Consider the following 19,345-nt stretch of genomic DNA (forward strand, 5'->3'; position numbering starts at 1 on the left):
TCTCCTTACTCAGCTTTTACAAGAAATAGAGGTTGTCCGTATTCGACCAGCTGGCCGTTTTCAACTAGCACTTCAACGATTTCTCCTTTTACTTCCGCTTCAATCTCGTTAAAGAGTTTCATTGCTTCTACGATACAAACCACTGTATTTTCGTTCACTTTTGAACCTTGGTTTACGTAAGGGCCGGCTTCCGGTGATGAAGAAGCATAAAACGTTCCGACCATCGGAGACGTAATTTTGTGCAGGTTTTCATCTTGTTTCGGCGCTTCCTGAACAGGATCGGCTTCGCGCGCTTCCGGTTTTGCAGCCTGCGGAGCAGGTGCGTAAGCGGCGGGAACAGCTGGAGCTTGTCCCGTTATATTCACTGCCGGCGCTTCATTTTTTTTCAGCTTCAGACTTACGCCTTCCATCTCGTAAACAAATTCGTCAATGGAAGATTCATCGATTCTTTTTATCAGTTCATGAATTTCGTTGATTTTTAACATCAGTTCCACTCCTATGTATAAAAAATAGAAATTTATGGGTTGCTACTAAAAGTACATACTATGTTTATCTTACAGGAGCGGTTGTGTAAATTCAACACTGATCTAAAATGACAGCAAAAAAGCCCGCAGCGGGTGCGGGCGGTTCAGGCTCTTATTTTGTCGGTTCAAACGTAACGGCGACGTCTTTCATATTCTTGATTTCTTTTTCCACCAGGTCAATGATGGCGGAAGCTTTTGCGTTTGAATGTTTGTCAGACATGACCGTAATGTTGATTTTGTCACCTTCAGCATCCACGAGCGCATCTTTGTAGCCTTGCGTTTTAATGAGCGTTTCCAGCTGTTTTTCTGTCCCTTCCGCTTTGCCGAGCGCCGTCATTTTATCGTAGGCTTCGCTTTTTTCTTTTGCTGTCGCATCATCGCTTGAAACGATGCTGTTTAACTGTTCTCTTTCTTTGCTTCTCGCGTCTTCAAGTTCCATGCGGTATGCGGTAAATAAATTTTCATCAGCTGTTTCTGTGGCGACCGATCCGTCTTTTTCCGATGCTTCGGCTGACGTTTCTTTATCCTCTTTTGTGCCTTTAGAATCTTTCGTTCCTTTTGTTCCGTCTTCTTTTTCTGTGCCGCTTTCGCTCTTTTCTTCCGTTTTAGGAGCCGGCGTTTTTTCTGTGGCGATTTCCCCGCTGCTTTTTTCGGTTTTCATCTGCACGGCATTTTTGCTTTCCGGCGACATAATATAATAAACACTTAATACCACGACGAGACTGAGCATTGTTAAAAGCCAAACCGTTTGTTTTTTCAGCATGATTTATGAATCCTCCTTGATTTTTTTAGGGGCAACCGCTACACGGTAGCTCGGGACATCAAGCACCCTTGTGACGGCATCAATGATGGTTTTTTTTATTTGAACGTTGTCCACTCCTTGAGCGACAACGAGTACACCGCGGATATCGGGCTTTTTCGTCTGGACGACGACCGGGGTTTCCTGATCCCCGTTTCGAATCATGACAATTTGTTCTTCAGAGGTTTGATCGGTTACGCTTCTTTTGCCGCCTTCTTTATCGGTTTCTTCAGTGGTGGTGTCTTTTTTCGTTTTATTTTTCTCAAACACTTTTAAAGATGTGGCGTCTACGTTTACGACTATTGATACATCCTCCACGCCGATAATCGTTTCAAGGATCTCTTTCAGCTGGTTTTCATAGTCTCTCTCGTAATCATCAATCGTGTTTTTGGCGCTGCTGTCTTTTGATGCTTTAAAAACGGGTGCGCTTTTTTGCCCGCTCTTATCGTCCGTACGGCCGGACATGACGGTCTGCGCCGTTTCGCCCCTCCCGGTTTTTTCCGGTGAAGAGAACATCTGGCTGACCAGCATAAAAGATACGCCGAGCACAAACACGAACAGAAAGTAATGATATTTTGTCAGTTTTGGTTTTTCTCCGTCTTTCGCCTGTCCGATCATCAGCTGTTTTTTGAGTATGGTCCATAGTCCGTTTTTATTCATGGCCGTTTTTCTCCCCGCCTTCCATATAAACCGTAATTTTCTCACTGCCGATTTCCCATATATCCGCAAGTTTTTCTTTGATGACTGCGGCCTCCTTTTTGTCGGCTGCGCCTTCGGGTTCGTATTTGCGGTCTGTGCGGATGTCGATCGGTGCGACGGTTTGCACGGTTTTTTCAGAAGATGGGGCCATATACACGCTGATCGTTTTTACATCTTCTTCTGAACGAACCTGTTCTTCCGCTGTAAGGCGGATGTCGTCTATTTTGTATTCGTCATGACTGAACATCTCCTCCGCTTTCTTTTTTAGTTGGACAGCCATTTCTTCTAAAACATATGCGCGGTTTGATGCTTGTATTTCTTTTTTTTCTGATTTGATTTGATTTTTTATGTCAGCGGAGTGAGATTGCTCTTGTTTTGTCAAATAATCGAAGATGATCTCCGGGTCTGTTTTGAAAAGTTTGAATATCGGGTTGAGCATGACAATGATTAACAGCAGGCTGACAACCATCTTTGCGTATTTTTGCATACTGGAGCTGGGCAGCAGCATGTCGATGACGATGGCAAATAAGATAAACAAAATAATGCTTGTCAGCCATTCTGTTAAAAAGCTCATATCCAATGGGCCTCCTTTATTTCATCATCATGGTGAGATTGCCTGCTGTAATAATGACTGTGATGCTGAGGAAAAACATGAGAGAGACAATGGCGAGCGCCGCAAAAATATAGAGCACGCTTCTGCTGATGACGCCGAGACACGTAATGACGGGCCCGCCTCCGAGCGGCTGCAGAATGGCGGCCGCGAGCTTATAAATAAAAGCGAGAGAAAGCACTTTGATCGCCGGAAATGCGGAGATGCAGATCAAAATTCCGACACCGAGGATTCCCACAGTGTTTTTTAATAAGAGTGAGGCGCTGATGACCGTATCGGTCGCATCCGTAAACATTCGGCCGAGCACGGGAATAAAATTGCCCGTTATAAATTTTGCAGTCCTGAGGGTGATCCCGTCTGTCACGGCAGCCGAAGCCCCCTGAACGGAGATGACGCCGAGAAACACGGTGAGGAATACGGCAAGCGCGCCGATCGCGATATTTCTGAGGAGATTGGCAAGCTGTGTGACTTTATATTGATCTGTCATCGTGCTGACGATGCTTAAAATCGCTGACAGGAAGATAAGCGGCATGACGATGTTTTGAATGAGCAGGCCGCTCGTATTCATCAGAAATAAAATAACGGGGTGAAAAAAGGCAGCAGAAACGGCCCCCCCGGAAGATGCCAAAAGCGCGAGCAAAAGCGGGATCAGCGCGAGAATGAAGCTTGTCATCGTCTGAATCGCTTCACTGGCATAATTGACGGCAACATGAAAGCTGTTTAAAGCGAGAATAATCAGTACCATATAAACAATCGCATAAGCCACTTTGCTGACGGTGCTCTGCTGGAACGCATTTTGCAGCAGCTGAAGAATGACGCAAAAAATGGTGAGAAGGATCAAAGTTCCTAGAAGTTTTCCGTTTGCGAGCACTTCATGAAACAGATAGGAAAATAAGGCCTTCAGCCACGCCTCAGGCGAGAACGTTTTTTCTCCGTTAATAAAGTCGATGATGCTTCCCTTTTGGCTTTCCGGCAGAAGGCCGCCGTATTCTGTCATAATGTCGTCCCAGAATTTTCCGATGCCTTCTGTTTTCAGCGCTTCGGCCTGCTTTTTCGCCACTTCATCAGCCGTTTCTTGGTGAACTGCGGTTTCCTGCGCCGCACCGTCTGTTCCGGCAGCTTGTACACATTCAGTCTGAAAAATTAAGAGGAGGATGAACAAAAAAGCCCCCGCCCACCGAAAGCGCTTCATTTTTTGCGCCCCCTTTCCCTTTATGATTAAGAAGGAATAAGTCCGAGAATCGTTTCAATAATAACGGTCAGTATCGGCACGGCCATCACGAGAATCAAAATCTTCCCGGCCAGCTCTATTTTCGAAGCAATCGCTCCCTGGCCCGCATCTTTTGTCAGCTGTGCTCCGAATTCAGCGATGTAGGCGATGCCGATAATTTTTAAAATGGTTTCCACATAGACCATATTGACATTTGCATTGACGGCTATTTTTTCTATCATTCTGATAATGTCGTAAATCTGGTCGACGAGATAAAGAAAGATCACGCAGCCGCTGAAGACGACAATCATAAACGCGAAAGTCGGTTTCTGTTCTTTTACGATCAGGGAGAGAAACGTGGCGATCAGGCCTAAACCTACAATTTGAACAATCTCAATCTGTAAGCCCCCCTATCCTTGGAATAGAAACACAGCTTTGATCTTTTTGAACAGGTCATCGACAATCGTCGCCACCATAAATAAGATATAGATAAAGCCAAGCAGCGTCACCCATTGGGCGTATTCTTTTTTTCCCATTTGGTCAAGTATGGTGTGCAGAAACGCAACCACGATACCGACTCCGGCGATTTGAAAAATGACATTTACGTCGACTCCCATTTTATGTTTGCTCCCCTCATGTTTACATCAATAGAAGAATGAGTAACAGTCCGGCTAAAAACCCTAAACTTTTCACCATTTTTTCATTTTTCGCCTGCGCCCGTCCGGCATCCGCTTCCGCCGCTTCCAAATGTGTAAGCGCAAGCTTGATATGTTTCTGCTGAGAAACGCGGTCATGGAGCCCGAGCGTCTCTCCGAATTGCTTCAGCACATCGTATTCGCTTTTTTTCATCGCCATGGAGGGCCAGTTATGTTTCAAGCTCTGTTCCCAGGCTGTTTTGGCGGAATCGCTTCCCTGCTCAAGCCTCCTGCTGAAAGCTTGGAACAATGACGATACAGGCTTGGAAAGCTGTGCGGCGATTTGTCCCGAAGCTATGTGCAGCGGCGTATGCCCGAACATAATTTCCGCTTCAAGCGATTGCAGCGCCGCGCGCAGCTGACGGATCTGTCTCGGCCTTTCAATATAGATTTTGGCGATCTCAAATCCCGTCCATGTCGTCGCCGTCAGAATGAACACGGCACCCAAAAGCTTCAGCATGTCATCACGCTTTCAGCATGCGGAACCGGTTCCCCGTCCTTTCCATACATCCTGCTGATCGTTCCCGGACCGCGGCGTCTTGACAGCTCAACATACCGGTCAAACACTTTTTCCTCCCAAAGCATTTTAAGCGACGGCCTTTTGACCAAGTCTTTCATATTCCATCCGTGCGCGGATACGATAACGGTTACGCCGGCATGGAGCGCCTCCATCAGCGCTTTTGAGTCTTCCATTCTCCCGATCTCATCCGCGATCATGACATCGGGACTCATAGAGCGGATCATCATCATCAGCCCTTCCGCCTTCGGACAGGCGTCAAGGACATCCACTCTGCGGCCGAAACTGTGCTGGGGAATGCCCCGCAGGCAGCCGGCAATTTCTGAGCGTTCATCTACGATAGCGGTCTTTTTCGCCGGAATGCGTTTCGATCCGGTGCTTGAAAGCCGGGCCAAATCACGAAGCAAAGTCGTTTTCCCCGTTTGCGGAGGGCCGATGATCAGCGTATTCAGCCAGTTTTCTTTCCATAAGAAAGGGATGAGCGGTTCTGCAATGCCAAGCTTCTCCCGGGCGATTCGAATATTAAAGGAAGTAATATCCCGGAGTCCTTTGACGGCTCCGTTTTCAACGATGACTCTTCCGGCGAGCCCCACACGGTGGCCTCCTCTGATTGTGATATATCCTTTTTTCAGCTCTTCTTCCAGCGTGTACATACTGTAATTGCTGAGCCGGCTGAGGATCAGCTGTGCGTCGCCGGCTGTACAGATATATGACAAAAACAAAGGTTGTCCTTTTCGGATCAGTTCAACCGGCCTGCCGACGCGGATTCTGATTTCCTCTGTATCCCGGCGCGTTTCTTCAGACATGGCGGAGATGGCATCTCTCAATAATTCAGGGAGAACCTCTGTAATTTCATTCAATAGAGTCTCCTCCTTTTTTACCGATTGGCTTCTTTAAAATGTATGATCCGGGACAGACTTTATGACACCCGGACCCCTATTTGTGAACACCGGCTAGAATCAGCACAACCCCCGCGAAAATCAAAATCAATTTTGCATATGAAAGCTGTCCGGCAATCTGATAAATGCCGATCGTCATCGTGATGATAAAGATCAGCGGGCCGACGATTGCCAAAATACTATTCACCACAACCGCTTTTCTGATGTCATTTGTAACAAGCATGATAATGGCGGCCGATAATTCAATGAGAGAGGACAAAACTCGTAAACCGGCCATCGTTAAAACAGTAGAATTGATTGAACCAAACAAAAATTTCATTGCAATAATCCCCCAACTTCAAGCATTTTGTTACACTATATGCTCTAGCTGACGGAAGTAGTCTCACTATTTTCATATAGAAGAAAGATTCTGTTTCAGAACGCAAAAAAAGCCTGCCCCTTAAAAAGGAGCAGACTTCGTATGTCTTTGACTACGCTCTTGACACGTAAGAGCCGTCTGATGTATTTACAACAAGCGTATCGCCTTCGTTCACGAAGAACGGTACGTTTACGACAAGACCTGTTTCCGTTTTGGCAGGTTTTGTGCCGCCTGACGCCGTGTCGCCTTTAATTCCCGGTTCTGTTTCAACAACTTTCAGTTCAACTGTGTTCGGCAGTTCAATACCGAGCGTTTCAGATTGATACATCATGATATGCACAGACATATTTTCCAAAAGATATTTTAATTCTTCTTCGATTTGGTTTTCGTTCAATTCAAGCTGTTCATATGAGCTTGTATCCATGAACACGTGCTGATCTCCGTTGGCATAAAGATACTGCATCGTTTTTGTTTCGATTTGCGCTTTCGCCACTTTTTCACCTGCACGGAATGTTTTCTCCTGAATAGCGCCCGTGCGCAGATTGCGAAGTTTAGAACGGACAAATGCCGCGCCTTTTCCCGGCTTTACGTGCTGGAAGTCAACGACGCGCCAAATGCCGCCGTCTACTTCAATCGTTAATCCTGTACGAAAATCGTTAACTGAAATCATGTTTGATGTCCTCCTATATTCCAATCACAAAATAATTAATTCTTTAGGGGAATGCGTAATTGTCCGGTTGCCGTCCTCTGTGATGATGATATCATCTTCGATTCTTGCGCCCCCAACTTCCGGTATGTATATGCCCGGCTCAACCGTTACAGCCATGCCCGGCTCAAGAACGGCCGATGACCTGAAAGACAGCCCCGGTGATTCATGGACCTCCATTCCGAATCCGTGTCCTGTTGAATGGCCGAAATACTGTCCGTAGCCTTTTGCGGTGATGTGATCCCTCGTCAGGGCATCCGCTTCTTTTCCCGTCATGCCGGGTTTAATATGCAAAACGCCAAGCGCCTGGGCATCGTATACGACCTGATAAATTTCTTTCAGTTTATCACTTGGCTCTCCGACCGCGATGGTGCGTGTGATATCAGAACAATAGCCTTTATAATACGCGCCGAAATCGAGCGTGACCAAGTCTCCCTTTTCAATCAATTTGCCGCTTGCCACTCCGTGCGGAAGGCTGGATCTCACTCCCGAGGCGACGATCATATCAAAGGAAGAACCGTCTGCTCCCTGACGTCTCATATAAAATTCAAGCTCATTTGCAACTGAAATCTCTGAGATGCCCGGTTTGATAAACGTCAGAATATGTTCAAACGCATCATCCGCAATCTTCGCAGCTTCCTCTAATATCTTAATCTCTTCACTTGACTTAATCAAGCGCAACTTTTCAACGGAATCCGCGACGGGAACCATCTCCGCTTCCTGCAGCACCGCTTGGCAGGATGCATATGTTCCGTACGTCATGCTGTTTTGCTCAAAGCCGAGTTTTTTAATGCCGTACTCAAGAATCGTATCCGCAGCCGTTTGGATTAAGCTTCCGCCGTGCTCGATTATATCAAAGCCCTTTACTTGCGCCTTCGCCTGCTCGGTGTAACGGAAATCCGTGATAAATGCCGCGCGTTCTTTCGATATGACCGCAAGGCCTGACGAACCCGTAAATCCCGTCATGTACTGCAGATTGGCGGAGCTTGTCACCAACATTCCGTCTATATCCAGCTGACCGAACAGATTTCGCAATTTCTCAAGTTTCATTCCCTTTCTCCTCCTCGCCGATTCTTGACTGCCGCCTGACACCGCGGGAGCATCCCCATCCGGTTTTCAGCATAAAAAATGTTCACTTCTCGTGAACATTTTACCATACCGGACAGGGATTATACACTTATTCACTTGTTGCCGAGCGCCCTGGCAAGCTTGTCAGATGTAAGTTCATTGTAGTTGAAAGAAATTGAGTAGCCGACAAACAAACCATACAGAATGTAAAGGCAAATCGTCGTCACGATTGTATCTGATTTCAATTCAGTGACAGATTTCACGTCTTCGAAAATCGGATTGAATAAGAAAAAAACCGCACACCATAAAATGACACCGTATACCATCCCCGGCCACATCGTTTTAAAACGCTTCAGACAGACGAAATATATAAATGCCCCGGCAATCGAAATGAATCCGATGACAACGATGCTGACCATCGTGCCGAGCCATTGTTTTTTCCATTCTCCGATCATAAACGGCTGAAGAATCATGTTAGGACTGATCTCTGAAAAATGAAAGATATATCCGAGATAGCCGATCAAACTCCAAAATACACCGCCGGCAAATCCGATACCGCAAATTCTGCCGGTAAATGAAACAGGCTGCTGATCATCATCCTGCTTCTTTTTTCCTTCCTGTTCTGAATGTTTTTCGCTGGTCATCATGGCACCTCCAGTCATAGAATGCCCCAAAATTGAAAAGTCATAAAAAGTTCCGCCATATTTTCATTTAATGAGTAAATTCTAGGAAACCGGGTATACTGCTTGTAGAAAAAGCATTGATTTTCCGGCTGTCAAACTAGAGGTTTACCGCTGTTTCCTGTACAATAGAGTGAAAGGAAATGGTTAGTAAATCCTAAGAAAACAGGCAGGTTGATAAACAATGTCCAAACACAAAACGCCGCCCGCATACGGCGGTCAGGCTGTCGTTGAAGGGGTTATGTTCGGCGGCAGAAAAAATTATGTTACCGCCATCCGCAGGAATGACGGAAGCATTGATTTTTTCAAGCTTCCGAGAGTGCCGAACCCCAAGCTTTCGGTTTTAAAAAAGATTCCTTTTTTACGGGGAATCGTCGCAATTATCGAGGCAAGCGCCAACGGCACAAAGCATTTAAACTTCTCCAGCGAGCGTTACGGGCTTGACCCCCAAGATGACGCCAAGCTGGAACAGGAAGATAAGAAGGGTTCGGGATTATCGATGTTTTTCAGCCTGGCGGTGATCGGCGTTCTATCGTTTTTGTTCAGCAAATTCGTTTTTACGCTCGTCCCGGTCTTTTTAGCTGAGCTTGTAAGGCCCGTTTTTTCCTCAGACGCCGCGCAGATCGGCATCGAAAGCCTGTTTAAGCTAATCCTGCTTCTCAGCTACATTTATTTTTTATCAATGACGCCGTTAATTAAAAGAGTGTTTCAATATCATGGAGCCGAACATAAGGTCATAAACTGTTATGAACAGAATTTACCAATTACGATAGAAAATGTTCAGAAACAGTCGCGGCTTCATTACCGATGCGGTTCAAGCTTTATCTTATTTACGATCATTGTCGGCATGTTTGTCTATTTACTCGTTCCGACAGATCCGCTTTGGGTGCGGATTTTAGACAGGATTGCGCTTATACCGGCCGTCCTCGGCATCTCCTTTGAAGTGCTCCAGCTGACGAACAGGGTTCGGAATATCCCCGTTTTGAAGGTGCTCGGTTATCCCGGCCTGTGGCTGCAGCTTTTAACGACAAAGGAACCGGAAGATGACCAGGTCGAGGTTGCCATAGAAAGCTTTAACGAGCTTCTCAGACTGGAAGACATTTCAGAACAGAGCGAAAAGCCGTCTCACAACGCAATCTGAACCGTTACCTGTTATTATTTTCGGAGGTGGGCAGTTATGAATCATCGTGTACAACCTTTTTTTGCTGTATTAATAGCGCTTGGCGCATTCGGTTTCATTTATGCGGCGGTCACAAACCCCGGGCAGATGATCTCAAGAGCGATCACCGTCATTATCGCAGGCATCATTATTTATTTTATCGTGAGATCGGTCCTGAACCGCCGCACCGGACGTGACGGAACCGCTTTCAGAAAAGCGGCCAAACAATCGCGGCTCCGAATGAAGGAGCACAAAGCGAAGCACCGCGCCGGCCACAGGGGGCGGGTCAGCCATTTGCGGAGCGTGCCGAGCAGCAGCAGACCGAAGCCGATGATTCTGAAGAAAAAAAGCCAGACCCAGCTTACCGTCATAGAAGGTAAAAAGAATAAAAAGAAAAACAGAGCGCTTTTTTAATAGCTCCATTGCTTCAAAAATTGCTCTGTTTTGCTTTTTCCTAGCTCAATGAGAGCTAGTTTTTTTTGCGGTGTGAGGTGAAACTCCGTCGCCATCACATGTTCCACGGGAATAAAAATAATATTCTGTTCGTACTTTGTCGCGATATGTCTGGCATCATGAGCGTCTTTCATCGTTTCAAACAAAGCGCCGAACAGCTCAAAAGCGTTCCGGATTGATTTCTTCGGACGCTCTTTTTCATTAGGGGAAAGCGAAATTCCGATGACCGGCCGCTTGCGCTCTTTTGAAAACAGCCAAATCGGAAAATTGCTTAACACGCCGCCGTCAACAACTGTTGAAATGCCTTTTTCGGTCTTCAGTTTAATCGGTTCAAAAAAATAAGGGATGCTGCAGCTCATTCTGACAGCTCTGGCAACCGGGAACACCTCCGGATTTAATCCGTAGCGGGGAAGGTCGTCGGGAAGCACGATCATCGTTCCGTTCGTCAGATCTGAAGCGATCAGACGGAGCGATCCTTTTTTCATATCGCCGAACGCGATGATGCCCTTCGCTTTTAATTTATCCGCAATCCACTTTTCCAGCACATCGCCTCTGTACAATCCGAGGCGCCAATATATCGACACCCACTGCAGGATTTTCAGCGGGAGGAATGAGTATCTCTGATCAAGCAATTGCCTTCCGTCCACATCATCGATGATCGCATGAACCTCTCTGCTCGTGTAGCCCGCAGCGATCAATGCGGCAATAATCGCGCCGGCGCTTGTTCCGGCGAGCCTTTCAAAGCGAAAGCCCTTTTCTTCCAGCGCTTCATAAGCGCCGGCAAGCGTCACCCCTTTTATTCCCCCGCCCGAAAATACGCCGTCAATCTGCATAGCGCGCCCTCTCCCTTCCATCCAAGGTGTATTATTATTTTAAGAAACGGCTTGGGGAAATAGACCAAAGAATGAAGACATTAAAAAAAGGGCGCCCTATTTGGGCCGCCCTTTTATTCACCGGGATTTTCGGTTTTTTTCTGTACGGATTTCAATTCTTTTTTCCGGCTGTCGTCATCTTCAAAATACTGGACGAGATCGCCGATGCGGTCAATGCTGTTCCAGCTCAGATGATGTTCGATTCCTTCTACATCATTGTAAATCTTCTCTTCATCAACACCAATGATTCGTAAAAACTGCTCAAGCAATTCGTGTCTGTATACGAGCCGTTTGCCGATCTTTTTACCTTTTGACGTCAATACGAGCCCGCGATATTTTTCATAAATCAAATACTCGTCTTTATCTAGTTTTTGAACCATTTTCGTTACAGAGGAGGGATGGACTGCCAAAGCTTCCGCGATATCAGAAACCCGCGCATATCCTTTTTCTTCTATCAGCATATAAATCTGTTCAATATAATCTTCCATACTTGGTGTTGTCATCGTACCCCTCCCAAAAAGCACCTTAACTTAATAAACCATTACAAGTTTACACTAACGGTTATGAAAAAACAAGGATGCTTCCGGTCTGTCAAGCCTTAATCAGCGCTTATAATTCCATTCGTCAGACGCGTATTTCGTCTCGGCCAGATCATTGACAAACGCAAGCTCTTCAGGAGTGAGCGTGTAAGGTTCAAGATGAATGTTCAGGCCTTCCTCAAAACCGGCTTTAAAAGCGGTTCTGGCCTCATCCATCGTAACCGGTTTTTGGGCTAAGGCGTTGATGGCTACCGCTTTGTTTTTGAAATTCCGCTGCATGCGCTCACGGACTCTGTCGCTCGGATATAAAAACAGATCAAACAGCTTGTCCTCATCAATGTCAAGCAGGATGGAGCCGTGCTGAAGAATAACGCCTTTTTGGCGTGTCTGGGCGCTTCCCGCAACTTTCCGTCCTTCGACGACCAGCTCATACCACGAAGGCGCATCAAAGCAAACGGACGAGCGCGGATTTTTCAGGCTTTCTTTTTCTTTCTCCGTGCGCGGAATCGCAAAGTAGGCATCAAGCCCAAGATTTCTGAATCCCTGCAGGATGCCTTCTGAAATGACCCGGTACGCCTCTGTCACCGTGGCCGGCATTTCCGGGTGATCCTCTGAAACGATGACGCTGTATGTCAATTCTTTATCATGCAGAACACCCCGTCCGCCTGTCGGTCTTCTGACAAACCCGAGGCCGTGTTTATGTACTTCGTCAAAGTTAATTTCCTTCTTAATATTTTGAAAATATCCGACAGACAATGTTGCCGGATTCCACCCGTAAAAACGGATCACCGGGGGAATTTTCTTTTGGCTGTGCCAATATAAAAGCGCTTCATCCAGCGCCATGTTAAATGCCGGGCTTTCGTTCCCTGAGTCAATAAACCGCCATGTTTCTTTTTCCATAAACTGAACCCTTCTTTATCGTTTTAATAAAATCAGTTTATCAAACTGCCGTGAAAATGAAAAATATTTCGTTTCATTAAGGATGACAATCGCTCCATGCTTTACTATAATAGTATTTGTCCCAAAACGTCCGGTAAGCCTTGTTTTCAGAAGCAGGGTTTTGATTTTATAAGCTAAAGGAGTAGAATCGCATTGTCTAATATGATTGCTTTAATTATTGTTGCGGCGTTTATCGTTTATATGATCGTGTCGTATTTTTACCAACAGCGTTTAATGAAAACACTTACGGAAGAGGAATTCCGCGCTGGCTACAGAAAAGCGCAGCTGATTGACGTCCGTGAACCGAATGAATTTGAAGGCGGCCATATTCTCGGCGCGCGCAACATTCCGCTGTCACAGCTGAAACAGCGCAAAAGCGAAATCCGTCCTGATAAACCCGTTTATCTGTACTGCCAAAACAATGTCCGCAGCGGACGCGCAGCACAGACGCTCCGCAAACACGGCTGCAAGGATATTTACAACCTGAAAGGCGGCTTTAAAAAATGGGGCGGAAAAATTAAAGCAAAGAACCAATAATGAAAAAGAGCTTTCCGTTTATACGGAAGCTCTTTTTTTTACACCCCGTCAGCGGCTGCCGTCAGATGTATGTTCGTATTTTAAAACCGGCTTTCTTGCGGCCTTGGTTTCATCCATTCTTTTAACAACCGTAGTATGCGGCGCCTCCTGAACGATTTCAGGCGATTCCTCCGCCTCCCGCGCAATTTGAATCATCGCATCTATAAACGCATCAAGCGTTTCCTTGGATTCCGTTTCCGTCGGTTCGATCATGATGCTTTCCTCAACATTCAGCGGGAAATACACAGTCGGCGGGTGATAACCGAAATCTAAAAGCCGTTTGGCAATATCAAGCGTTCTTACGCCGAGCTTTTTCTGCCTTCTTCCCGATAACACAAATTCATGCTTGCAATGACGGTCATACGGGAGATCATAATAAGGCGCGAGTCTTCTCATCATATAATTTGCATTTAAAACCGCGTTTTCGGTCACAGCTTTTAAGCCGTCAGGCCCCATGGAACGGATATACGTGTAGGCTCTGACATTAATGCCGAAGTTGCCATAATAAGGCTTTACGCGTCCGATCGATTGCGGGCGGTCATCGTCAAAAGTCAAACGGCCCTCTTTTTTCGTGAGAACGGGTTTCGGCAGATATGGAATGAATTCTTTTTTTACTCCGACCGGCCCCGAACCCGGTCCTCCCCCGCCGTGCGGCCCGGTAAATGTTTTATGCAGATTAAGGTGAACAACATCAAATCCCATATCTCCCGGTCTTGCTTTACTTAAAACGGCATTTAAATTCGCTCCGTCATAGTAAAGTTTTCCGCCGGCCTGATGGACGATTTCAGCCATTTCCGTAATGTTTTCCTCAAATAATCCGAGGGTGTTCGGATTCGTCAGCATCAGTGCCGCTGTTTCTTCATTTACCGCTCTTTTCAGATCCTCAATGTCAACCAGTCCGTGTTCATTCGACTTGACGGTAATTGTTTCAAAACCGGCGACCGTAGCGGATGCCGGATTCGTGCCGTGGGCTGAATCAGGGACAATGACCTTCGTCCGTCCGAAGTCCCCGCGCGCTTCATGATAGGCGCGGATCATCATCAGGCCGGTCCATTCGCCGTGAGCCCCCGCGGCAGGCTGCAGCGTCACCTCGTCCATGCCCGTAATTTCCTCCAAATGTCCGCTTAAATCGTATAAAAGCTCAAGCGCTCCCTGGACCGTGTCCTCGTCCTGAAGCGGATGAATGGCGGAAAAGCCTGGGAACCGGGCAACTTTTTCATTTAATTTCGGATTGTATTTCATCGTACAGGAGCCGAGCGGATAAAAACCTGAATCAACTCCGTGGTTTCTTCTGGAAAGAGCGGTATAATGCCGCATAATATCAAGCTCTGATACTTCCGGCAGCTTTGCGTCTTCATCGCGGATGCAGTCACCGGGAAGAAGGCTTTCAAGCTCTGTTTCCGGCACATCAAGCTCCGGAAGGCTGTAACCGATACGCCCTTCGCGGGACATTTCAAAAATAAGCGCCTGATCTTGATTATTCATGTTGATCCCCCAATCCCGCAATAAGCGAATCGATCTCTTCTTTTGTTCTCAGCTCTGTGACGGCAATGAGCATATGCTGATTCAATTCCGGATACGCAAGGCCTAAGTCATATCCGCCGATGATGCCGTCTTGCAGGAGCCGCCGGTTTGCTTCTTTGACGGGGAGGTTCAGCCTGACGGCAAATTCATTAAACATCGGGCCGTCGAATGCTACGTGCAAGCCGGCTTTTTCCGCTTGGCGTCTCGCGTAATCGGCTTTCAGTATATTTTGGCGGGCCATGTCTTTGACGCCGTTTTTTCCGAGCGCCGTCATCGCGACTGAAGCTGCTAACGCATTCAGCGCCTGGTTTGAGCAGATGTTAGAGGTGGCTTTGTCTCTTCTGATATGCTGCTCGCGTGCCTGAAGGGTGAGAACAAAACCTCTCCGCCCGTTTTCATCCTCCGTTTGGCCGACAAGCCGGCCCGGCACCTTTCTCATCAGTTTTTTCGTTACTGCAAAATAGCCGCAGTGCGGGCCGCCGAACGCCGCAGGTATGCCGAAAGGCTGCGCGTCCCCGATGACGATATCAGCTCCGTATGCTCCGGGCGGAGTCAAAATACCGAGAGCGAGCGGGTTAGAAGAAACAATCAGCTGGCTGTTCCCTTTATGTGCGAGCGGCTCAATGTCCTTTAACGGCTCAATTTGTCCGAAGAAGTTCGGATACTGGACGATCACTGCGGCCGTTTCATCACAGACGGCATGTTCTAATGCGTCAAGGTCTGTGACGCCGTTTTTTGCAGGCACCTCTACAACTTCAATATATTGGCCTTTTGCGTATGTTTTCAGGACATCCCGTGCTTCCGGATGCACGGCGGCGGAAATGACGATTTTTTTCTTTTTCGTATGTCCTGACGCAAGCATCGCCGCTTCTGCCAGCGCCGTTCCCCCGTCGTACATGGAGGAGTTTGCAATATCCATACCTGTTAATTCGCAAATCATCGTTTGAAATTCAAAAATTGCCTGCAGCTCTCCTTGTGAAATTTCAGGCTGGTAAGGCGTATATGCCGTGTAGAACTCTGACCGGGAAATCACATGATCGACGATAACCGGCTGATAGTGATCGTACACTCCTGCCCCCAGAAAAGATGCATATGTAACAGCGTCCTTATTTTTCGCCGCAAGCTTTGTCAGCTCTCTCGTCAGCTCTGTTTCTGATTTTGCTTTTTTAATTTGGTAGTCTTTTTGAAACCTCACATCTTCCGGAATATCGGCAAACAGTTCATCAATTGAATCTGCGCCGATGGCTTTCAGCATTTCTTTTTTATCCTGTTCTGTCGCGGGCAAATATCGATGCTTCATATGACTCTCCTTTTTCAGCTCTGTTTTGGGCGTTTATAAAACGGTGTGCGGACAATCTTTGCTTTTACCGTTTTTTTGCGGATTTCCACTTCGACTTCCGTTCCGATTTCACTGAATTCCGTTTTGATTAAGGCAAGGCCGATATTTTTCTTTAAAGTCGGAGATTGTGTGCCTGTCGTGACTTCACCGATCGGAACGCCGTCTTTTTTCACGGCGTATCCGTGTCTCGGAATCCCCTTTTCAATCATCTCAAGCCCGACCAGCTTACGCGGTGCTCCTTTTTCTTTCTGTTCACTCAATACAGACTTCCCAAAAAAATCGGAATCTTTCTTATGTTTTACGGCAAATCCGATTCCGGCTTCAATCGGCGTAATGTCTTTCGTCAATTCCTGACCGTATAAAGCGAGCTTCGCTTCAAATCTCAGCGTATCACGCGCACCGAGACCGCACGGAACGATTCCTTCATTCTCTCCCGCTGTAAGAATCTCCTTAAACAGATGCACCGCATCTTCATTTTTGCAATAGAGTTCAAACCCGTCTTCACCGGTATAGCCTGTTCTTGAAAGCAGAACTTGGCGGCCGGCAACGTCAGCTCCATCAATAAACGCAAACGGTTTTAAGGAAGACACATCACGTTCAGTCAGCTTCACAAGAACCGCCTGAGCATTCGGCCCTTGAACGGCTAGCAGTGAAATCCCGTCAGACTGATTCGTCAGCGTGACATCCCCTTCCGCGTGTTCTGTCAGCCAAGCGATGTCTTTTTCAATATTGGACGCGTTAATCACGAGCAGATAGCAGCTCTCGCTTTTCTGATAGATCAGCAAATCATCGACCGTACCGCCGTCAGGATAACACATGGCGGTATAGAGCGCGCTTCCCGGGTTTAAATCGGCAACGTCATTTGTCATCATTTTTTGCAGAAAAGACAGGGCGTCTTTACCGGAGACTTCGACTTCTCCCATATGAGATACATCAAACAGACCCGCCTTTGTGCGGACGGCTTCATGCTCCTCTTTAATAGAAGAAAATTGAACCGGCAGCTCCCATCCTCCAAAATCAATCGTTTTTCCGCCGTATTCTTTATACACGTCATAAAGCGGTGTTCGTTTCAGCATCATCTTCCCCCTTCAGTCATTGGCGCATTGTAAAGACATATAAAAAAGGACAGAGAAACACCTCATAAAAATGAAGGTTTCTCTGTCCCGGCACCTGAAAGTTTACTTTATGAAAACATCATAAAGACGTCCCCTTTGGTGGTCTGCTGCTTCAAACCGCAGACACTCTCCAGAGTTGCGTCGAGCAAGAGTTCTTTTGCCTGAGAGATTCACTCCGCAGTTTGCTCCTTCGGCGCCCGGATGCACATTTTTCGTCCGAGTCTCTCCCCTTGCTGTCATTCGCTCATATTTACCAATTGTTATGGACATACTAAAGCAATATCTTAGGTGAAATGATTACTTATATCCTACCACCCTCACATACGTCCGGCAACAAAAATGATGATAAATCAGTTTTTTAAAAGAAAGGCGGTTTTGTTACATATGACAGCAGAGATCATATTTGATGCAAACTGGCCGGGAGAGTTTTCTGAGCGGCTGAAAACCGACGGTCCCTGGTCAAATTGGGAGATGTACAAACTGTCGGCTGAAGTCCAGCAGACCCTTGCCATTCCTGAATTCGAAGGGTTGAGGGCTCCTTTATACCTGCCCGATTTCACTCCGCTTCCCCATCAGCTTGAAGTCGCGCAGAAAGTCGTTGAAAAAATGAACGGCAAAGCGATTTTGGCTGATGAAGTGGGGCTCGGAAAAACAGTCGAAGCGGGACTGATTTTAAAAGAATACATGATTCGCGGGCTGGCCAAAAAAATCCTGATTCTTGTGCCTGCATCACTCGTTTCCCAGTGGGTGAAAGAGCTTCAGGAGAAGTTTTTAATACCCGCTGTTGAACAGAAGAAAAGCTATGTGTGGGAACAGTGCGACATCGTCGTTTCTTCTATTGATACGGCAAAACGCTCGCCACACAAGGACATTGTGCTTTCGATTCCGTATGATCTCGTCATTATTGACGAAGCGCATAAGCTCAAAAACAGCAAAACGAAAAATTATGAATTTGCGAGAAGTCTTGTGAAGAAATATTGCCTGCTTCTGACGGCGACCCCGATTCAAAACCGGATCGAAGAAATTTTCAATTTAGTGTCACTGTTAAAACCCGGCCACTTAGGAAATGAAAGCGGATTTCAAGAAACGTTCAATCAAAAGGACGGGATTGACGCTCATGAGCATTTGAAAGAGCTCGTCAATAAAGTGATGATTCGCAACACGCGAAGCGACACAGGGCTTACATGGACGAAACGCCACGTGGAAACAGTGCCTATCACCTTTTCACCGACGGAACAGGCGCTCTACGATGACATTAACGCACTGAAAAACGGCACGGAAAAGCCCGCAAGCGCATTTTCCATTATGACGCTGCAACGGGAGTGCTGTTCAAGCAGGGAAGCCGTGTATATGACGCTAAAAAAAATGCTTGATCAAAAAGACAAACAAGCGCCCGCTTTCGATGAACAGACGATTGCCAATTTAATGGACCGCATCAATCAAGTCACGCAAAACTCAAAAGCGATTCAAGTTGTTGACTTGATTAAAAAGATTAATGACAAGGTCATTATTTTTACTGAGTATCGGGCGACACAGATTTATCTGCAATGGTTCCTCCAGCAGAACGGCATAAGCTCCGTTCCGTTCAGAGGCGGATTTAAGCGCGGGAAAAAAGACTGGATGAAGGATCTCTTCCGCGGCAAAGTGCAGGTCCTGATCGCTACAGAAGCCGGAGGGGAAGGAATCAACCTGCAATTTTGCAACCATATTATCAACTATGACCTTCCGTGGAACCCGATGCGGCTTGAACAAAGAATCGGAAGGATTCACAGACTCGGTCAGGAAAGAGATGTCCACATCTACAATATGGCGACAAAACATACGGTGGAAGAGCATATCTTAAAACTCTTGTATGACAAAATTCATTTATTTGAAAATGTCGTCGGAGAACTAGATGACATTTTAACAAAAATCAAAGTGAGCAATTTTGAAGATCATTTACATGACATTTTATGCCACTCGCTGACAGAGGAAGAAATGCGGATCAAAATGGACAACCTTACCTCTTTCTTATCGTACGGTACGGAAAAACCCGCCAGAAAAAAAGGCTCTTAATCTAAAAGG

The 19,345-nt window shown here is 46.6% G+C and carries 23 protein-coding genes and 1 riboswitch; of the genes, 4 read left to right on the top strand and 19 right to left on the bottom strand.

The annotated features are described in order from the left end of the window. Nucleotides 1-5 precede the first annotated feature (5 nt). The 13 genes from accB to ABDB98_RS11610 form a co-directional block, all read right to left on the bottom strand. Nucleotides 6-485: an acetyl-CoA carboxylase biotin carboxyl carrier protein gene (accB, locus tag ABDB98_RS11550; RefSeq protein ID WP_016938997.1), complete on the bottom strand. Its 480-nt coding sequence runs from the start codon at nucleotides 483-485 to the stop codon at nucleotides 6-8. A 151-nt stretch (nucleotides 486-636) separates the two neighbouring features. Beyond that, entirely contained in the window at nucleotides 637-1,287 is a 651-nt protein-coding gene (locus ABDB98_RS11555; RefSeq protein WP_438420211.1) for a SpoIIIAH-like family protein, read from the bottom strand. 3 nt (nucleotides 1,288-1,290) lie between these two features. Then, nucleotides 1,291-1,983 (bottom strand): stage III sporulation protein AG, encoded by a 693-nt coding sequence (gene spoIIIAG / locus ABDB98_RS11560; RefSeq protein ID WP_438420212.1) that lies wholly within the window; start codon nucleotides 1,981-1,983, stop codon nucleotides 1,291-1,293. Beyond that, on the bottom strand, nucleotides 1,976-2,596 hold the full coding sequence (spoIIIAF, locus tag ABDB98_RS11565) for a stage III sporulation protein AF (protein ID WP_438420213.1): 621 nt from the start codon (nucleotides 2,594-2,596) through the stop codon (nucleotides 1,976-1,978). The genes spoIIIAG and spoIIIAF overlap by 8 nt, the downstream gene beginning before the upstream one ends. Nucleotides 2,597-2,612: 16 nt before the next feature. Next, nucleotides 2,613-3,824 carry a stage III sporulation protein AE gene (spoIIIAE, locus tag ABDB98_RS11570; protein ID WP_064777768.1) on the bottom strand — a complete coding sequence of 404 codons (1,212 nt, stop codon included), beginning with the start codon at nucleotides 3,822-3,824 and terminating at the stop codon, nucleotides 2,613-2,615. A gap of 26 nt (nucleotides 3,825-3,850) precedes the next feature. Beyond that, nucleotides 3,851-4,240: a stage III sporulation protein AD gene (gene spoIIIAD, locus ABDB98_RS11575; protein WP_076982559.1), complete on the bottom strand. Its 390-nt coding sequence runs from the start codon at nucleotides 4,238-4,240 to the stop codon at nucleotides 3,851-3,853. 12 nt (nucleotides 4,241-4,252) lie between these two features. Next, entirely contained in the window at nucleotides 4,253-4,459 is a 207-nt protein-coding gene (gene spoIIIAC / locus ABDB98_RS11580) for a stage III sporulation protein AC (RefSeq protein ID WP_003153142.1), read from the bottom strand. 22 nt (nucleotides 4,460-4,481) lie between these two features. Further along, nucleotides 4,482-4,997 (bottom strand): stage III sporulation protein SpoIIIAB, encoded by a 516-nt coding sequence (spoIIIAB, locus tag ABDB98_RS11585; RefSeq protein WP_016938992.1) that lies wholly within the window; start codon nucleotides 4,995-4,997, stop codon nucleotides 4,482-4,484. Further along, complete coding sequence (spoIIIAA, locus tag ABDB98_RS11590; RefSeq protein WP_060964782.1) at nucleotides 4,991-5,914, bottom strand: stage III sporulation protein AA; 924 nt, start codon at nucleotides 5,912-5,914, stop codon at nucleotides 4,991-4,993. Before spoIIIAA ends, spoIIIAB begins: the two co-directional genes overlap by 7 nt. Nucleotides 5,915-5,990: 76 nt before the next feature. Beyond that, the gene (locus ABDB98_RS11595) at nucleotides 5,991-6,272 is read right to left on the bottom strand and encodes a YqhV family protein (protein ID WP_016938990.1); all 282 of its coding nucleotides are present in this window, start codon (nucleotides 6,270-6,272) and stop codon (nucleotides 5,991-5,993) included. Nucleotides 6,273-6,423: 151 nt separating this feature from the next. Continuing rightward, complete coding sequence (gene efp / locus ABDB98_RS11600) at nucleotides 6,424-6,981, bottom strand: elongation factor P (protein WP_003153123.1); 558 nt, start codon at nucleotides 6,979-6,981, stop codon at nucleotides 6,424-6,426. A gap of 24 nt (nucleotides 6,982-7,005) precedes the next feature. Then, nucleotides 7,006-8,067 (bottom strand): M24 family metallopeptidase, encoded by a 1,062-nt coding sequence (locus ABDB98_RS11605; protein WP_060964780.1) that lies wholly within the window; start codon nucleotides 8,065-8,067, stop codon nucleotides 7,006-7,008. Nucleotides 8,068-8,198: 131 nt separating this feature from the next. After that, nucleotides 8,199-8,729, bottom strand: coding sequence for a YqhR family membrane protein (locus ABDB98_RS11610; protein ID WP_438420214.1), 531 nt, complete (start codon nucleotides 8,727-8,729; stop codon nucleotides 8,199-8,201). A gap of 220 nt (nucleotides 8,730-8,949) precedes the next feature. Between ABDB98_RS11610 and ABDB98_RS11615 the strand changes: the two genes are divergently transcribed. Beyond that, entirely contained in the window at nucleotides 8,950-9,906 is a 957-nt protein-coding gene (locus ABDB98_RS11615) for a DUF1385 domain-containing protein (protein WP_438420215.1), read from the top strand. Between the two features lie 36 nt (nucleotides 9,907-9,942). Then, the gene (locus ABDB98_RS11620; RefSeq protein ID WP_438420216.1) at nucleotides 9,943-10,338 is read left to right on the top strand and encodes an SA1362 family protein; all 396 of its coding nucleotides are present in this window, start codon (nucleotides 9,943-9,945) and stop codon (nucleotides 10,336-10,338) included. Here ABDB98_RS11620 and ABDB98_RS11625 read toward each other — a convergent pair. The 3 genes from ABDB98_RS11625 to ABDB98_RS11635 all read right to left on the bottom strand — a co-directional run bounded on the left by ABDB98_RS11625 (nucleotide 10,335) and on the right by ABDB98_RS11635 (nucleotide 12,688). Continuing rightward, the gene (locus tag ABDB98_RS11625; RefSeq protein WP_438420217.1) at nucleotides 10,335-11,210 is read right to left on the bottom strand and encodes a patatin-like phospholipase family protein; all 876 of its coding nucleotides are present in this window, start codon (nucleotides 11,208-11,210) and stop codon (nucleotides 10,335-10,337) included. The genes ABDB98_RS11620 and ABDB98_RS11625 overlap by 4 nt on opposite strands. 113 nt (nucleotides 11,211-11,323) lie before the next feature. Next, a complete protein-coding gene (mntR, locus tag ABDB98_RS11630; protein WP_013352852.1) occupies nucleotides 11,324-11,752 on the bottom strand; it encodes a transcriptional regulator MntR in 429 nt (142 codons plus the stop codon). Between the two features lie 99 nt (nucleotides 11,753-11,851). Next, entirely contained in the window at nucleotides 11,852-12,688 is an 837-nt protein-coding gene (locus ABDB98_RS11635; RefSeq protein WP_438420218.1) for a lipoate--protein ligase family protein, read from the bottom strand. Between the two features lie 192 nt (nucleotides 12,689-12,880). Between ABDB98_RS11635 and ABDB98_RS11640 the strand changes: the two genes are divergently transcribed. Further along, nucleotides 12,881-13,264, top strand: coding sequence for a rhodanese-like domain-containing protein (locus tag ABDB98_RS11640; protein WP_013352854.1), 384 nt, complete (start codon nucleotides 12,881-12,883; stop codon nucleotides 13,262-13,264). 48 nt (nucleotides 13,265-13,312) lie between these two features. On the opposite strand, the gene gcvPB is transcribed toward ABDB98_RS11640, so the two are convergent. Genes gcvPB through gcvT form a run of 3 tightly spaced genes read right to left on the bottom strand, consistent with a single transcriptional unit; the run spans nucleotide 13,313 to nucleotide 17,242 of the window. Next, complete coding sequence (gene gcvPB, locus ABDB98_RS11645) at nucleotides 13,313-14,788, bottom strand: aminomethyl-transferring glycine dehydrogenase subunit GcvPB (RefSeq protein WP_438420219.1); 1,476 nt, start codon at nucleotides 14,786-14,788, stop codon at nucleotides 13,313-13,315. Beyond that, complete coding sequence (gene gcvPA, locus ABDB98_RS11650; RefSeq protein WP_438420220.1) at nucleotides 14,781-16,127, bottom strand: aminomethyl-transferring glycine dehydrogenase subunit GcvPA; 1,347 nt, start codon at nucleotides 16,125-16,127, stop codon at nucleotides 14,781-14,783. The genes gcvPB and gcvPA overlap by 8 nt, the downstream gene beginning before the upstream one ends. A gap of 14 nt (nucleotides 16,128-16,141) precedes the next feature. Further along, complete coding sequence (gene gcvT, locus ABDB98_RS11655) at nucleotides 16,142-17,242, bottom strand: glycine cleavage system aminomethyltransferase GcvT (RefSeq protein ID WP_438420221.1); 1,101 nt, start codon at nucleotides 17,240-17,242, stop codon at nucleotides 16,142-16,144. A 178-nt stretch (nucleotides 17,243-17,420) separates the two neighbouring features. After that, a riboswitch (glycine riboswitch) is annotated at nucleotides 17,421-17,521 on the bottom strand. A 144-nt stretch (nucleotides 17,522-17,665) separates the two neighbouring features. On the opposite strand from gcvT, the gene ABDB98_RS11660 reads away from it, so the two are divergent. Next, complete coding sequence (locus tag ABDB98_RS11660; RefSeq protein ID WP_060964772.1) at nucleotides 17,666-19,336, top strand: DEAD/DEAH box helicase; 1,671 nt, start codon at nucleotides 17,666-17,668, stop codon at nucleotides 19,334-19,336. Nucleotides 19,337-19,345: the final 9 nt, after the last annotated feature.

The organism is Bacillus siamensis, assembly GCF_051628075.1.
Classification (GTDB): Bacteria; Bacillota; Bacilli; order Bacillales; family Bacillaceae; genus Bacillus; species Bacillus siamensis.

Coding starts and splice junctions, on each gene's coding strand:
- accB (WP_016938997.1), bottom strand. CDS start 485: ATGTTAAAAATCAACGAAATTCATGAACTGATAAAAAGAATCGATGAA.
- spoIIIAG (WP_438420212.1), bottom strand. CDS start 1,983: ATGAATAAAAACGGACTATGGACCATACTCAAAAAACAGCTGATGATC.
- spoIIIAB (WP_016938992.1), bottom strand. CDS start 4,997: ATGCTGAAGCTTTTGGGTGCCGTGTTCATTCTGACGGCGACGACATGG.
- gcvPA (WP_438420220.1), bottom strand. CDS start 16,127: ATGAAGCATCGATATTTGCCCGCGACAGAACAGGATAAAAAAGAAATG.
- spoIIIAE (WP_064777768.1), bottom strand. CDS start 3,824: ATGAAGCGCTTTCGGTGGGCGGGGGCTTTTTTGTTCATCCTCCTCTTA.
- ABDB98_RS11660 (WP_060964772.1), top strand. CDS start 17,666: ATGACAGCAGAGATCATATTTGATGCAAACTGGCCGGGAGAGTTTTCT.
- gcvPB (WP_438420219.1), bottom strand. CDS start 14,788: ATGAATAATCAAGATCAGGCGCTTATTTTTGAAATGTCCCGCGAAGGG.
- ABDB98_RS11555 (WP_438420211.1), bottom strand. CDS start 1,287: ATGCTGAAAAAACAAACGGTTTGGCTTTTAACAATGCTCAGTCTCGTC.
- ABDB98_RS11625 (WP_438420217.1), bottom strand. CDS start 11,210: ATGCAGATTGACGGCGTATTTTCGGGCGGGGGAATAAAAGGGGTGACG.
- ABDB98_RS11605 (WP_060964780.1), bottom strand. CDS start 8,067: ATGAAACTTGAGAAATTGCGAAATCTGTTCGGTCAGCTGGATATAGAC.
- mntR (WP_013352852.1), bottom strand. CDS start 11,752: ATGACAACACCAAGTATGGAAGATTATATTGAACAGATTTATATGCTG.
- ABDB98_RS11595 (WP_016938990.1), bottom strand. CDS start 6,272: ATGAAATTTTTGTTTGGTTCAATCAATTCTACTGTTTTAACGATGGCC.
- ABDB98_RS11610 (WP_438420214.1), bottom strand. CDS start 8,729: ATGACCAGCGAAAAACATTCAGAACAGGAAGGAAAAAAGAAGCAGGAT.
- spoIIIAC (WP_003153142.1), bottom strand. CDS start 4,459: ATGGGAGTCGACGTAAATGTCATTTTTCAAATCGCCGGAGTCGGTATC.
- ABDB98_RS11635 (WP_438420218.1), bottom strand. CDS start 12,688: ATGGAAAAAGAAACATGGCGGTTTATTGACTCAGGGAACGAAAGCCCG.
- ABDB98_RS11615 (WP_438420215.1), top strand. CDS start 8,950: ATGTCCAAACACAAAACGCCGCCCGCATACGGCGGTCAGGCTGTCGTT.
- ABDB98_RS11620 (WP_438420216.1), top strand. CDS start 9,943: ATGAATCATCGTGTACAACCTTTTTTTGCTGTATTAATAGCGCTTGGC.
- efp (WP_003153123.1), bottom strand. CDS start 6,981: ATGATTTCAGTTAACGATTTTCGTACAGGATTAACGATTGAAGTAGAC.
- gcvT (WP_438420221.1), bottom strand. CDS start 17,242: ATGCTGAAACGAACACCGCTTTATGACGTGTATAAAGAATACGGCGGA.
- spoIIIAF (WP_438420213.1), bottom strand. CDS start 2,596: ATGAGCTTTTTAACAGAATGGCTGACAAGCATTATTTTGTTTATCTTA.